Annotated in this window: 15 protein-coding genes and 2 pseudogenes; 14 read left to right on the top strand and 3 right to left on the bottom strand. The window is 36.9% G+C overall.

Annotation, left to right across the window (positions count from 1 at the left end; genetic code table 11):
• Positions 1-46: 46 nt before the first annotated feature.
• Positions 47-933, bottom strand: a pseudogene (locus OS139_RS10955) (3'-5' exonuclease).
• An 80-nt stretch (positions 934-1,013) separates the two neighbouring features.
• Positions 1,014-1,517 (bottom strand): LexA family protein, encoded by a 504-nt coding sequence (locus OS139_RS10950; RefSeq protein WP_002308079.1) that lies wholly within the window; start codon positions 1,515-1,517, stop codon positions 1,014-1,016.
• Between OS139_RS10950 and OS139_RS10945 the strand changes: the two genes are divergently transcribed.
• Together OS139_RS10945 and clpL are read left to right on the top strand one after the other, a co-directional pair.
• Positions 1,480-1,716: a helix-turn-helix domain-containing protein gene (locus tag OS139_RS10945; protein ID WP_077940961.1), complete on the top strand. Its 237-nt coding sequence runs from the start codon at positions 1,480-1,482 to the stop codon at positions 1,714-1,716. The genes OS139_RS10950 and OS139_RS10945 overlap by 38 nt on opposite strands.
• A gap of 235 nt (positions 1,717-1,951) precedes the next feature.
• Positions 1,952-4,066, top strand: coding sequence for an ATP-dependent protease ClpL (clpL, locus tag OS139_RS10940; protein WP_002343081.1), 2,115 nt, complete (start codon positions 1,952-1,954; stop codon positions 4,064-4,066).
• 180 nt (positions 4,067-4,246) lie between these two features.
• Here the strand turns inward: clpL and OS139_RS10935 are convergent.
• Positions 4,247-4,561 (bottom strand): annotated as a pseudogene (locus OS139_RS10935) (transposase); the annotation flags it as partial.
• Between the two features lie 72 nt (positions 4,562-4,633).
• Here OS139_RS10935 and OS139_RS10930 point away from each other — a divergent pair.
• The 12 genes from OS139_RS10930 to OS139_RS10875 all read left to right on the top strand — a co-directional run bounded on the left by OS139_RS10930 (position 4,634) and on the right by OS139_RS10875 (position 13,490).
• The gene (locus tag OS139_RS10930; protein WP_002341366.1) at positions 4,634-4,870 is read left to right on the top strand and encodes a hypothetical protein; all 237 of its coding nucleotides are present in this window, start codon (positions 4,634-4,636) and stop codon (positions 4,868-4,870) included.
• A gap of 218 nt (positions 4,871-5,088) precedes the next feature.
• Positions 5,089-5,280 (top strand): hypothetical protein, encoded by a 192-nt coding sequence (locus OS139_RS10925; protein ID WP_002314345.1) that lies wholly within the window; start codon positions 5,089-5,091, stop codon positions 5,278-5,280.
• Between the two features lie 517 nt (positions 5,281-5,797).
• A complete protein-coding gene (locus OS139_RS10920) occupies positions 5,798-7,147 on the top strand; it encodes a primase C-terminal domain-containing protein (protein WP_325066919.1) in 1,350 nt (449 codons plus the stop codon).
• Positions 7,148-7,190: 43 nt separating this feature from the next.
• Positions 7,191-7,385, top strand: coding sequence for a hypothetical protein (locus OS139_RS10915; RefSeq protein WP_002311030.1), 195 nt, complete (start codon positions 7,191-7,193; stop codon positions 7,383-7,385).
• A gap of 13 nt (positions 7,386-7,398) precedes the next feature.
• Positions 7,399-7,539, top strand: coding sequence for a hypothetical protein (locus tag OS139_RS10910; protein ID WP_002316998.1), 141 nt, complete (start codon positions 7,399-7,401; stop codon positions 7,537-7,539).
• A 13-nt stretch (positions 7,540-7,552) separates the two neighbouring features.
• Entirely contained in the window at positions 7,553-9,358 is a 1,806-nt protein-coding gene (gene topB, locus OS139_RS10905) for a type IA DNA topoisomerase (protein WP_325066917.1), read from the top strand.
• A gap of 556 nt (positions 9,359-9,914) precedes the next feature.
• Positions 9,915-10,103 (top strand): hypothetical protein, encoded by a 189-nt coding sequence (locus OS139_RS10900; protein WP_002311028.1) that lies wholly within the window; start codon positions 9,915-9,917, stop codon positions 10,101-10,103.
• A gap of 723 nt (positions 10,104-10,826) precedes the next feature.
• Complete coding sequence (locus tag OS139_RS10895; RefSeq protein ID WP_002307506.1) at positions 10,827-11,249, top strand: cupin domain-containing protein; 423 nt, start codon at positions 10,827-10,829, stop codon at positions 11,247-11,249.
• Between the two features lie 84 nt (positions 11,250-11,333).
• Positions 11,334-11,987, top strand: coding sequence for an ABC transporter ATP-binding protein (locus tag OS139_RS10890; protein WP_002307505.1), 654 nt, complete (start codon positions 11,334-11,336; stop codon positions 11,985-11,987).
• A complete protein-coding gene (locus tag OS139_RS10885) occupies positions 11,984-12,748 on the top strand; it encodes an ABC transporter permease (RefSeq protein ID WP_002311027.1) in 765 nt (254 codons plus the stop codon). The genes OS139_RS10890 and OS139_RS10885 overlap by 4 nt, the downstream gene beginning before the upstream one ends.
• Positions 12,749-13,149: 401 nt before the next feature.
• Positions 13,150-13,287, top strand: coding sequence for a hypothetical protein (locus OS139_RS10880; RefSeq protein ID WP_002316088.1), 138 nt, complete (start codon positions 13,150-13,152; stop codon positions 13,285-13,287).
• Positions 13,269-13,490: a DUF302 domain-containing protein gene (locus OS139_RS10875; protein ID WP_224446560.1), complete on the top strand. Its 222-nt coding sequence runs from the start codon at positions 13,269-13,271 to the stop codon at positions 13,488-13,490. The genes OS139_RS10880 and OS139_RS10875 overlap by 19 nt, the downstream gene beginning before the upstream one ends.
• Positions 13,491-13,573: the final 83 nt, after the last annotated feature.

Raw genomic sequence — 13,573 nt, 5'->3', positions numbered from 1 at the left:
TTTTTATGAGTTATTTACAATTCTAAAAAACAAGTGTATTAATCTACTAATTTGAGACTTGTACTATTTTATTGTTTTCGTGTTTAATGTATTGATAAACTTTGTTTGTAACTAAACAGTCTTCTAAAGCATCGTGTGAATTATTATCTAAATTGAGATAATCTTTTAAAGTTATTAGTTTGTGATTCGGAGTTTCGAAATGTCTTCGTGCTAAAGGTAAAGTATCAATTACACGGATTCGTTGATTTAATTCAATATTATTTTCATTTAATTGATGCAGCAAAAACTTTAAATCAAAAGGTGCGTTATGAGCGACAAGAGTATAACAACTAATGAACGACATTAGCTGAGGTGAAAAGTCTTCAAATGTGGGCATATTTACGACATCTTCTAATTCTAATCCAGTTATCTTAGTTATTCTTTTAGGGATGTTTGATCTAAATGGTTTAATATTTTGATATATGCGATCAATTTCTTCGTTTGATTCATATTTTATAGCACCAATTTGGATAATTTCGCTATCCAACGGACTTAATCCAGTGGTTTCGAAATCTATTACGACGTAATCATCAACCAGTTTACGAGCTTTAATGTAAGTTGGACTCTTTTTATCTGCTTTTTTTGATTTCGAGGGAGGGGTAGGACTGGTTATATTTACTGGTTTTTAATCAAATCATCAATATCTATTTTGTTTTCGATAACGTTTTCTTTATCAGGGTTTTGAATAGTAGCATCTTCATTTTTTTCTATCGTTTGTTCTTTGATGATTTCTTTCATTTTATGAGAAAAACTCAAGAAAAGAATTCCTACCACGACAGAAAATCCACCTGATAAAAAATCTCCACTTGCTATGATTCCACCAAATAAACCTATAAATACAAGAAAAGCGCCTATTGAAAGTAATAATATTCGTACAATATTTTCATTTTTCATCCCCATCTCTGATATAATAATATACACAGTCTCGGAAATGAGAACCCTAGCCGCAGCTCCAACTGCGAATGGGGTATTTTTTATAGGTCAAAACTTACTTTTACCGCTTTACCCAAAATTCTTGCTGGATTATTTTCATCAATGATATAAGGATGATAATCATTATTATCGGGCATTAGCATTACAACATCATTAACATGTTTAACTCTTTTGAGAGTCGCTTCAGAGTCGCCGTTTACTATAACTGGTGCAATTTCTCCATCTTCCACAACTGGTTGTCTTCGAATCAACACGTAACTATCAGAAGGGATTGTAGGAACCATGCTATTACCTCTGATTTTTAAATAAAAGACTTCACCAGTGGGCAAGTTTTCGTCTATCTCTTCTCTATATTCTTCAATATTTTCTTCAGCTAAAATAGGATCTCCACAAGCAATTTCTTCCAAAACAGGAATCTGTCTATATTTTTTAACAGGTATTAAATTTTTCGGTATCTCGCCATACCGCGGATCAATCGTAGACTTCAATACGCCAAAATAATCTGCTATGTCGTTAAAGGCAGCGCGCGTTAATGCTGGATTCACTAGCAAAGAAGCCGCTAAAGCTGCTGATGTGCATTTTCAAACGTTGTCCAAATATGAAATAGATAGTTCTGATATTCCATTTTCTCTTTTAAATGAGCTGTCTAATCTGTATCAAGTTCCTATTAACAATTTTTTTTTGAGCAAAGAGTACGCTTTAATCCGTATCATAAATAATAAAAGAAATGAGGTAATGAATTGAACGAAGTTTCAAAGGACGTTCTGGCAATCGAAGCCCACGAAAAAGCAAAGTCTTAGTCTGATACGCTTAACACTTCTTTACTATTGTTTAAACAAAATATCCTAATTATTTCTAATTGATTCTATAAGCACTTTACTTAGCGATACATAAAAATTGTGATACAATTCAGTCGTAGTTTTAAAGGATATTATGGTCACTAAGTTACACATATAAATTTTTATGGAGGTGTGGTAATATGGCAAATTTCTACGGAAATGATCCTTTTTTCAACAATGATATGGATGATGTTTTCAATCAATTATTTCGGCGCATGGATAATCAAAATTCGGGGCGTGCACGGTATTTAGTTAATGGACAATCGTTGACACCGGATGAGTTTGCTCAATACCGAGCAACTGGTAAGCTACCCCAAAATAATAAAACAATAGAAGTATCTAAAGATGGTAAACAGGCTGTTAAAAAAGGAGGGATTTTAGAAAAGTTAGGGACTAATTTGACGGAACAGGCTCGTGATGGATTACTAGATCCAGTGATTGGACGTGAGAAAGAGATTCAAGAAACTGCAGAAATTTTGAGTCGTAGAACGAAAAATAATGCAATCTTAGTTGGTGATGCCGGTGTAGGTAAAACTGCAGTCGTCGAAGGTCTGGCACAAGCAATTGTGGCTGGTAAAGTTCCAGAAACGATTCAAGATAAAGAAATCTATTCGATTGATTTATCGTCTTTGGAAGCGGGAACTCAATATCGCGGTTCTTTTGAAGAAAATATTAAACAGCTGGTAGAGGAAGTTAAAGCAGCTGGTAATATTATTCTATTCTTCGATGAAATTCATCAGATTCTCGGCACGGGTGCCACTGGTGGTGAAGATGGTGGCAAAGGATTGGCTGATATCATTAAACCTGCTTTGTCACGTGGCGAGCTGAGTGTAATCGGGGCTACGACTCAAGATGAATATCGCAATACTATTTTGAAAAATGCGGCTTTAGCACGGCGATTCAATGATGTTGTGATTAATGAACCGACGGCCGCTGACACTTTACGTATATTACAAGGTGTTAAAGAGCTGTACGAAAAACATCATCATGTTGTATTACCAGATGATGTTTTGAAGGCGGCTGTGGATTATTCAATCCAATATATACCACAACGCACTTTGCCAGATAAAGCTATCGATTTGATCGACATGACTGCGGCTCATTTAGCGGCTAAAAATTCGCAAACTGATGTTGAGACATTGGATCAACGCCTTAAAAAATTAGAGGCAGCTAAGGAGGCCGCCATTAAAGCGGAGGACTTTACAAAAGCCGCTGATATCAAGAAGTCGATCGAGGAAACCAAGCAAAAAATTAAAGAAACGGATCAAAAAGAAAAAATCACTGCCACGATTGATGATGTGGCACAATCGGTTGAACGTTTAACTGGTATACCAGTTTCTGATATGGGCGCTAATGATATTGAGCGCTTGAAAAATCTTGATAAGCGTCTGAAAAGTAAGGTAATCGGTCAAGATGAAGCGGTTGAAATGGTAGCAAAAGCAATTCGGCGTAACCGTGCGGGCTTTTCAGAGGGGGATCAGCCGATTGGAAGTTTTCTATTTGTGGGCCCAACTGGCGTAGGAAAGACTGAATTAGCTAAGCAATTAGCCTTAGATATGTTTGGAAATGAAAATGCGATTATTCGGCTAGATATGAGTGAATATGCTGATCGTACAGCTGTGTCGAAATTAATTGGTACCTCGGCTGGATACGTAGGCTATGAAGATAATGCTAATACTCTAACTGAACGGGTTCGGCGTAATCCATATTCCATTGTATTATTAGATGAAATTGAAAAGGCTGATCCACAAGTATTAACGTTACTGTTACAAGTGATGGATGATGGGCGCTTAACGGATGGACAAGGCAATGTCATTAATTTCAAAAATACGATTATTATTGCTACTTCTAATGCTGGATTTGGTAATGAAGCATTAAGTGGTGACAAGCAACGAGATCAGTCATTAATGGATAAGTTAGCACCATTTTTCCGCCCAGAATTTCTGAACCGTTTTAATGGAATCGTGGAATTTTCACATCTGACTAAGCAAGACTTAAGTCAAATTGTCGATTTGATGTTGGCGGATGTACAAAAAACTTTAGCCAAAAAATCCATCAAACTTGAGGTAACTAAAGCGGCCAAAGATTGGCTGATGGAACAAGGCTATGATGAAGCAATGGGTGCGCGGCCATTACGGCGAGTAATTGAACAACAAATTCGTGATAAGGTAACAGATTTCTACCTTGACCACTTAGATGTCAAAAACTTGAAGGCTGATTTAGTGGATGCTGAGATTGTGATATCGGCAGCTTAGCTTAAATCAGTGTTCATAAATAACTTTATATAAGAGGAGATTTATTGGGAAGGAGATTGCTTGATAGATCTCCTTTTTTCGTTGATTTTCACCATTTGATATTAATCTATTGAGTAATATGGGTAGCGTCAAGAATCTTGTGTAAATGAAATGCCTCCGTACATATAATATGTAGTTAATTTAAATAAAGGATGATTCCAGGGTGTCCTGAAGTCCTTTGAATCCGCGATGGATTCGCTTCATAGACTTCTCGTTGTAGACATTAAACTGAGAAACCAGGAATCGATCCAGTGAATCTTCCGTTGGAAATTGTTCTTTGTGGTTGGTGTTGCGTTTGAGATGTTTGTTAAAGTTCTCAATGAAGTTGGTTGAATACAATGAACCGCGAATAGCTGGTGGGAAATCCATGAAAGTGAGCAGATTCGGCATTTTAAGCAGATTTTTGATTAACTTGGGATAGGTCTGATGCCAGTTGTTGGCGAAGTCATTCAATTTTCGTACCTGGCATGACATTTAGTGGGACTTCTGAACGAAATGAAGTTGATTACTGATGAATATAACTAGGAAATGACGCAATCGATTGGGGATATGGACCTTGAAGATGCCAAAATTAGCATAGAAGATCTAAGTGTTTATACGAACGATGATCAAACCTATTTCGTCGTTTTTGATCTCAAATATGAAGGATTGGATTCAAATCAAGTCCTTGTTTATGTAGCATCCGATCACGTCAGTTATTCCAATATAATCGATCATTATGAGCTAATCGCAACAAATACCAAATTAAAAAAGTGGAATAGATGATGGCTATTTTCGAAAAAGTCTCTTACTTTATTTCTATCGATCATCGGTAAAGTATCGTCGGTCGGTCACAAATCAAGTCAAACACCTGGAACGGGTGACGAGCAATGAATTTGATCAATTCAAAAATAAAGTAGCTTTTGAAAAGCTGCAGCGTGAAATCGAACAAGCAAAAATGAGTCAAGAGTCAGACCTATTCAATTAGGAGAAAGAGGAAAGTCATGGAAAATTATTACTTTATCAATAGCGTGGATCCAGAGAACCAAATGATGCGTATTCAAGAAGTGGGTGCTGGAGAAATGAGTGCGCAACAGGTGCGTATCACGAAAGAGGATGCCGATGTTTATTCTTTAATGTTGGATGAAGCAACGCAAGAAGGGGAGCCGCTGATCGTTCAGCTGGATCTAAAATAAAGTCAAAATCAGCCGTAGAAAAAATTTTTTCGACCAGTACAAATAAAAACCGATTTTCTTTTTTTAGAAAGTCGGCTTTTAATAACGAAGCTAATTTAGTTGAAGTAGTTGCTCAATAATCGAAGAGCTGCCTGGTAAAAATAAAAGTAGACTACCTATGACTAACAAGATCCCTAAAACAAAACAGGCTATTACGAATTTGGTTGATCTAGATACTTCTTTATTTGAAACACTTATGATCAACAAAGTTATACCGACAGCTAACGTTAAAAAATACCAAAATCCCATTGTTATCGCCCACTTTCTTTGAATAGTTTTTCCTTTCAAACTGTTTAATAAATTTTATCATAGACAAGAAGAACTAATCCTTGTACAAGAAAAATATATGTAAAGTTTAAACTTTCTTATACTATATAGGTTGAATTAAATACTTTACATCCGCACGCACAGTCGGTCAATCACTACCAAGCCAGGTAAAAGCAAAGGGGCTATTTTTGCGTATCGCTCAAAATCAAGCATGATTGGCGGACGTGGCGTTGTTCTGACTTCCGAAGAAGCGATTCACGAAAACAAAGATACATTTACGCATTGGACACCCAACGTTTATCGTTATGGAACATATGCAGACGAAAATCGCTCATATACTAAAGGGCATTCTGAAAATAATTTAAGACAAATCAATACATTCTTTATTGATTTTGATATTCACACGGCAAAAGAAACTATTTCAGCAAGTGATATTTTAACAACAGCTATTGATTTAGGTTTTATGCCTACTATGATTATCAAATCTGATAAAGGTTATCAAGCATATTTTGTTTTAGAAACTCCAGTCTATGTGACTTCAAAATCAGAATTTAAATCTGTCAAAGCAGCCAAAATAATCTCGCATAATATCCGAGAATATTTTGGAAAGTCTTTGCCAGTTGATCTAACGTGCAATCATTTTGGGATTGCTCGCATACCAAGAACGGACAATGTAGAATTTTTTGATCCCAATTACCGTTATTCTTTCAAAGAATGGCAAGATTGGTCTTTCAAACAAACAGATAATAAGGGCTTTACTCGTTCAAGTCTAACGGTTTTAAGCGGTACAAAAGGCAAAAAACAAGTAGATGAACCCTGGTTTAATCTCTTATTGCACGAAACGAAATTTTTAGGAGAAAAGGGTTTAGTAGGGCGCAATAGCGTTATGTTTACCCTCTCTTTAGCTTACTTTAGTTCAGGCTATTCAATCGAAACGTGCGAATATAATATGTTTGAGTTTAATAATCGATTAGATCAACCCTTAGAAGAAAAAGAAGTAATCAAAATTGTTAGAAGTGCCTATTCAGAAAACTATCAAGGGGCTAATAGGGAATACATTACCATTCTTTGCAAAGCTTGGGTATCAAGTGATTTAACCAGTAAAGATTTATTTGTCCGTCAAGGGTGGTTTAAATTCAAGAAAAAAAGAAGCGAACGTCAACGTGTTCATTTGTCAGAATGGAAAAAAGATTTAATGGCTTATATTAGCGAAAAAAGCGATGTATACAAGCCTTATTTGGTGACGACTAAAAAAGAGATTAGAGAAACGCTAGGCATTCCTGAGCGGACATTAGATAAATTGCTGAAGGTACTGAAAGCGAACCAGGAAATTTTCTTTAAGATTAAATCAGGAAGAAATGGTGGTATTCAACTTGCTAGTGTTAAATCATTGTTGCTATCGATCATTAAAGTAAAAAAAGAAGAAAAAGAAAGCTATATAAAGGCGCTGACAAATTCTTTTGACTTAGAGCATACATTCATTCAAGAGACTTTAAACAAGCTAGCAGAACGCCCCAAAACGGACACACAACTCGATTTGTTTAGCTACGATACAGGCTGAAAATAAAACCCGCACTATGCCATTACATTTATATCTATGATACGTGTTTGAAAGAGAAGACGAAAACGGAGATAAAAAATATTTTATCGGTACATTTCAAAGCGATAAGTTGAAACGACTCACTCCATATAAAGATGATAAAGAGGAATTGGCTCAACAGCTTAAAAAACAGCAAGACCAACATAGAGAACAAAAGCAAGAACAAACAATAGCTTTACAAAGAGAAGAAGAAAAATAAAGGAGAATGAGCTATGAATTTTCTACAAAATAATTTCCAAACTTTATATTTAGGTGCAGCTGCAGGAGATATTCAAGGAAGAATTTCCGGAGCATTAACAACAGTTCAATCCGTATTGACAGGTATACAAGATCGTCAAAAAGCATTTAGATGAAGCGGAAACAATCGTGATTGCGACCGACAGCGACCGAGAAGGTGAAGCAATCGCCCGCTTGATTATCAACCTTTCGGGAAATAGCCGGAAAACCATTAAACGTTTATGGATCAACTCGCTTGAAACTAGCGAAATCAAAAAAGGATTTCAAAATCTGAAGGACGGACAGGCGTTTTATTCCACTTACAAAGAAGCAGAAACCCGACAAATCGCTGATTGGCTGGTAGGAATCAATCTCACCCGTCTTTACACGCTTTATATGCAGAAAAACGGCATGAGAGGCGTGTTTAGCGTTGGACGCGTCCAACCCCCGACTTTGTTCTTGATTTACCAACGCAACGAAGAAATCAAACATTTCGTCAGCAAGCCATTTTATGAGTTGTATGCCACTTTCACACACTCGAATGGTAAGTACAAAGGGAAATACAAAGAGCAGTTTGATACACTCGAAAACCTTGACGGGTTCAAAGAAACCAATCAGCTAGAGCAAGCGGAGAATGCCGAAGTAACAAATGTCAAAGTGGAAGAAAAACGGCAGTATGCGCCGAAACTCTTTAGCTTGTCTGATTTACAATCTTTCGCGAACAAACGCTTTAAGTACAGTGCCGACAAAACGCTTTCGATCGCTCAAAAACTCTATGAAAAAAAGGTGCTTTCTTATCCAAGAAGCGATACCAATTATATTGGTAGCCCCGAATTTGACTACCTGAAAAGCAACCTCAGTCGGTATCTCGAACTAGCAGGAGTGGGCATTTCCGAACCGCAGCTAAACGAAAATAAACGGTATGTAGATGGAAGCAAAGTACAAGAACACTATGCGATTATTCCAACGAAGACATTGCCGAAGCTCAGTGATGTAACGAAAGACGAAAAAAACATTTATCTTCTGGTCTTGTATCGTACCCTCGCAATTTTTGAAAAGCCGTATATCTATGACGAAACCACCATTGATACAGCGATCAATCAGGTTCTGTTCCAATCAAAAGGGAAGACAGAAAAAGAGCGTGGATGGAAACGACTATATAAACAGGAAGAAAAAGACAAGGACGACCCACTTTTACCAGAAGTAACCGTCAATGATTCAGTGGCTTTCGCCCTTGAAACAAAGGAAGGGAAAACCCAACCACCCAATTACTATACAGAGGGCACACTGCTAACCGCCATGAAACATGTCGGACGGGCAATGGACGATAAAGACAGCAAAGACATTCTTAAAGAAACCGAAGGGATTGGAACCGAGGCCACTAGAGCCAGTATCATTGAAACCTTGAAGAAACAGGACTACATCACGATCAGTAAGAGTAAAATCTATGTGACAGAAAAAGGCGAATTGTTGTGCCGCATAATTGCAGAGGACGAAATCGCCAATGCCGGCATGACTGCCCAATGGGAACGCTATTTGAAAAAGATCCGAAGCCAACAAGGCACACAAGAAGCTTTTTTAGGCAGTATCGAGCGGTTTGTGCAGCACCTCATTGAAAAAGTGCCACAAAACTTCCAAGACAAAAAAGAAAACATTGCAGATGTAGCCGGTCATATGGAACAAGAAAATGTGATGGGTACGTGTCCGAAATGTCAAAACAGCGTAGTAGACAAAGGAAAATTTTATGGCTGCTCGGGCTACAAAGACGGTTGCAAATTTACGCTTCCTAAAAGATGGAGCCAAAAAGCACTCACAAAGAAAAATGTCCAAGATTTATTAAGCAAAAGAGAAACGAGTTTAATCAAAGGGTTCAAAAGTAAAAAAGGAAGCAATTTCTCGGCAAAGTTAACACTGAATGACGAAATGAAATTAGCTTTTGAATTTCCAAAAAAATAAAAACACAAGATCTAGACCTTGCCCCTTTTGGAAAAAAGGGGCAAGCCCCCAAAATCGTCTCAGTCACCCAGTTGTAATAGCCTAAAACTGAATAACACTTAAATAAGTCAAGGAACGGGTAAGTATTTTTTGGCAGACCACCAAAAAATCTCCACCCTCACAGTCCTTGACTTCTTTATTTTTGGCTGTGGGCTGTCGTCGCCGACAGTCAAACCAGTTGTAAAAAATATTTGCTAGCTTGCCTGTCGCTAAAATAGTGTACCGCCAAAAAACGCTTGAAAGGAATTTTTCTTTTGCTCGCTTGTTGCTTTGTAAGAATAAGTAGCTATTCTGCAAATAACCCTAATATTTCGTATTTCTCTAAAAAACCAGTGTTTGAGAGGGAAGTTCTACGCTCATTTCAGATTGATCTATGGGTAACTATCCATGAAAATGCCTGTAAACCGCTCTTTTTTCAGTTTTTTTAAAGAGAGAGAAAATAAAAATAAAATACCAACTTTTTACGTATATTAATAACGAAGGACTTAAATATAGGATGATCAAAGGAGGCGTTCTTATGTATGAAGACGAATGGAGAGAATACTATGCAACCAAAAATGAGAGCATACATATTACGAGAAACAAACTCATTTTCCAATGCAATGAAGGAATCGCTCTGTCTACTCATAAAACGGAAATTGAAAGAATCATGCATGCATTGGCACTTAAACTCTTATTACTGGAGTTAAATTCATATGATTTTTAATCTGCAAAAAAGTTTATAGCACCATCGCTTATACCAGAAAATATAACAAACGCCGCATTGTTTTTTTGTGCACTTTAATAATCTATTCAACTAAGGAATTAAGCTGGCTGTCAAGAGAGTAATATCGTATTGAATCTCAGGTGGAAATTTTCTGCGGTATCTTTTTTGACTGAAATGACATTAGTGTCTTTTGGGGATTGTGTATGTAAGTATTTTTTAAAAGCATTTTAACAAGTTTTGGACAAAAATTCTCATGAAAAAACAGAATTTAAATAGCATGATAAATTAGAAAAGATAGTTTAATGTGCTTATAGGAACACCCCACTTTTACAGTCACAATCAATAACCTTGCTACTTTCTTTCGAAATTGATAAGAGTCTAAAGGATTGATAACGCTTGATAGTGAGCATAAACTTAATGTACGCTAGTTAGTTTACAAGTGTAAACTAAAAAATATGATGTGTCGTCTCTGAAATTCTCCCTGATTCAAGTCATAACCAGAGTACATATCGGTTATTTTTTGATTCCATATTTTTTCCTTTATGTGCTGAGGATTAAGGGGTACCAATTGTAATTGCGCGTTATATGGTCTTTGTTTAGAATCGCTCTCCAAAAAGCCAATTTTTTTGCATAGAATTTTTAGATGTGGTACCATTAATTAGAATTATTATAAATAAGAAGTAGGTATCATTGTTTCAGTACAAAGACTAGGAGGAATGGAAGATGGAAATAGACTACAAGGATCATGGGAAGAAGCCGTATATCATTAATATTGAAGACGCCACCACAGGAAATGATAATTACCGGACGACCATTTGGACAGGCAGTAAACTGCAAGTCACCGTAATGTCCATTCAACCGGGCGATGACATCGGTTTGGAAGTGCACGAAGGCATTGACCAATTTATCCGTATTGAAGAAGGAGAAGGAGTGTGTAAAATGGGGCCTTCTAAAGATAACTTACATGTTCAACAAAAAGTGATGGATGATGACGCCGTATTTGTTCCGGCGGACATGTGGCACAACATCGAAAACACCGGTGATAAGCCGCTCAGACTGTATACCATTTATGCTGGTCCAGATCACCTTGAAGGAACGGTTCACCCTACTCATGAAGACGCCAAAAACGATCCAAACGAACACTGAGGTACACTAGGATGAAACAAAAGCCCTGCACCCGTATGGGATGGTCCACTGGTGCAGGTCTTTTTTATAAAGGAGAGAAGTGGTATGAGTGATTCATTGTTTCAATTAGAGAAGGTTGGTTTTCAGGCAAACGGAAACCAAATCCTTCAAGATATCTCTTTTACAGTAAACAAAGGGGAAGTGATTGTTTTTTCTGGTCCTTCTGGAAGTGGAAAAAGTACCCTTTTGAAATTAATTGGTACGCTGCTTTCCCCAACTTCCGGAAAAATTTATTATCGAGGTACGGATCTGCAAAAAATCGATCCTGTGGAGTATAGAAAAGAAGTCTCTTATTTCTTTCAAAACGCTTCTCTATTCGATGAGACAGTTCAAGAGAACTTGTCTTTTCCTGCCCGCATAAGAGAAGAAGGATTTGATCGGGAACGTGCAAAAAAATTGTTAGAACGAGTTCAAATACCTGAAACTTACTTATCGAAAGAGGTCAAGGAACTATCAGGAGGGGAAAAACAACGGGTTGCATTGGTCCGAAATTTGATGTATCAACCGAAAGTGTTGCTCCTGGATGAAGTTACCAGTTCATTGGACCAAGAAAACAGAGCGATTGTCCTTGATTTAGTCCGAGACATGATGAAAGACCAACAAACTACGGTGTTGGCCGTCACTCACAACCAGGAAGAAATCGACCAAGCTTCTCGTCTGATTACTATCAAAGGTGGAAAAATGGAGGAATCGAAATGACAAACAATTTGGAAATCAGTAATCTTTCTTTGCTTTTATCCTCTGTCCTCTTGATAGTTGCCTTGTTGATTGATTACAAAGAGAAATTGGGATTAGGAAACGACATTTTTATTGCGGGAATTCGCGCTGTCGTTCAATTATTCCTTATTGGATATGTATTGAGCTACGTATTACGAGTGGATAACAACTTTCTCACTTTAGCGATGGTTTTGTTCATTGTGTTCAACGCTTCTTATAACGCCCATACACGCAGTGAGGGGATCAACCGCTCTTTTAAAATTTCAACGACGGCTATTGGAGTAGGAACAGCCTTGTCCTTACTCATTCTTGTTTTTTCAGGAGTCATTGACTGGACCCCTTCCCAAATCGTTCCAATTACAGGCATGATTGCCAGCAACGCCATGACTGCGATTGGAGTGACCTATCGGTCTTTGAATTCAAAATTTACGGACCAACGCCAACAGGTATTGGAAAAATTGGCATTGGGAGCCAATAAAAAACAAGCGTCCATGAGTATTGTAAGAGAAAGCGTCAAAACGGGCATGGCTCCTTCTATTGACCGAACAAAAACGGTTGGACTTGTCAGCCTACCAGGTATGATGTCAGGGTTGATTTTTGCGGGAATTGATCCTGTTCAAGCGATTCGTTACCAAATTGTTGTGATGTTTATGTTGATTTCAGTTACTGCGATTTCTTCATTTATTGCTAGTTATATGGCTTACCGTGAGTTTTATAACAATCGCAGTCAATTAATTATATGATTTGGGATGATACACTACTCTTAAAACCAGTGGTTACAATTTTATGTAGTTAAAAGAAGACCTCACGAGAATAATTGCAAAAAGAACTTCATTTTTTAAGGAAGAAGGATATTTTTGTCATCGAATCTTTGGAACGACTAGGGCGAAACTATGATGAAATTTTTTATATAGTGCAGCAACTGGATTAAAAGGATATCGGACTGATTGTTTTGAACATGCCTATCCTCAACCAATGAGAACTTTCGACGAAATCATGTTCTAGAAAGAAATTTCTATCCAATAAGAATTCCAAATCATGGACACTATTATCAAAGAAGCTTTAATAGATAAAATATTCAAAGCAGATTCTAAAAAAGTCGATTCCACAAAATATACATGAAATGAAAAATGGAGGAATATAAGTGAACTTTATGTATGAAGTTAAAACAACTAAATCATTCCAAGCGGCAACAGAAGCACTCATTGAGAAACTCAAAGAAAGAGAATTTGGTGTATTGTATCAAGTTAATTTTAAAGAAAAATTAAATCTAAAGGGTTAGATTTCCCTACAAATTTTGAGGTATTAGAAATATGTAATCCAAAACAAGCAAAAGAAGTATTGGAAAAACGTATTGAAGTTGGCTACTTTTTACCGTGTAAGGTAGTTGTTTATGAAAAAGAAGCCGATGTGTATATTGGACTACTAAAACAAACAGTATTACCCGTGGTGCTAGTTAATTTTTTCCTAGAGGAAAATGTCTAAACATGTTGGTAAATCAACAAAAAAACGCATATAGTAGTCTCAAAACTCCCAAGAAATGAGGACTACATATGCGTTCATCAAAA

It is taken from the genome of Enterococcus sp. E4-223 (assembly GCF_035727065.1).
In the GTDB taxonomy this organism is placed as follows: Bacteria; Bacillota; Bacilli; order Lactobacillales; family Enterococcaceae; genus Enterococcus_B; species Enterococcus_B faecium.
This window is presented reverse-complemented; position numbering and strand designations above follow the sequence as displayed.

Bases quoted from the DNA above. Each gene is read 5' to 3' on its own strand.
- OS139_RS10890 (WP_002307505.1), top strand. From the start codon at position 11,334: ATGAGTGATTCATTGTTTCAATTAGAGAAGGTTGGTTTTCAGGCAAAC.
- OS139_RS10945 (WP_077940961.1), top strand. From the start codon at position 1,480: ATGTCGTTAAAGGCAGCGCGCGTTAATGCTGGATTCACTAGCAAAGAA.
- OS139_RS10895 (WP_002307506.1), top strand. From the start codon at position 10,827: ATGGAAATAGACTACAAGGATCATGGGAAGAAGCCGTATATCATTAAT.
- OS139_RS10910 (WP_002316998.1), top strand. From the start codon at position 7,399: ATGAATTTTCTACAAAATAATTTCCAAACTTTATATTTAGGTGCAGCT.
- clpL (WP_002343081.1), top strand. From the start codon at position 1,952: ATGGCAAATTTCTACGGAAATGATCCTTTTTTCAACAATGATATGGAT.
- OS139_RS10925 (WP_002314345.1), top strand. From the start codon at position 5,089: ATGGAAAATTATTACTTTATCAATAGCGTGGATCCAGAGAACCAAATG.
- OS139_RS10920 (WP_325066919.1), top strand. From the start codon at position 5,798: ATGATTGGCGGACGTGGCGTTGTTCTGACTTCCGAAGAAGCGATTCAC.
- OS139_RS10900 (WP_002311028.1), top strand. From the start codon at position 9,915: ATGTATGAAGACGAATGGAGAGAATACTATGCAACCAAAAATGAGAGC.
- OS139_RS10930 (WP_002341366.1), top strand. From the start codon at position 4,634: ATGACGCAATCGATTGGGGATATGGACCTTGAAGATGCCAAAATTAGC.
- OS139_RS10885 (WP_002311027.1), top strand. From the start codon at position 11,984: ATGACAAACAATTTGGAAATCAGTAATCTTTCTTTGCTTTTATCCTCT.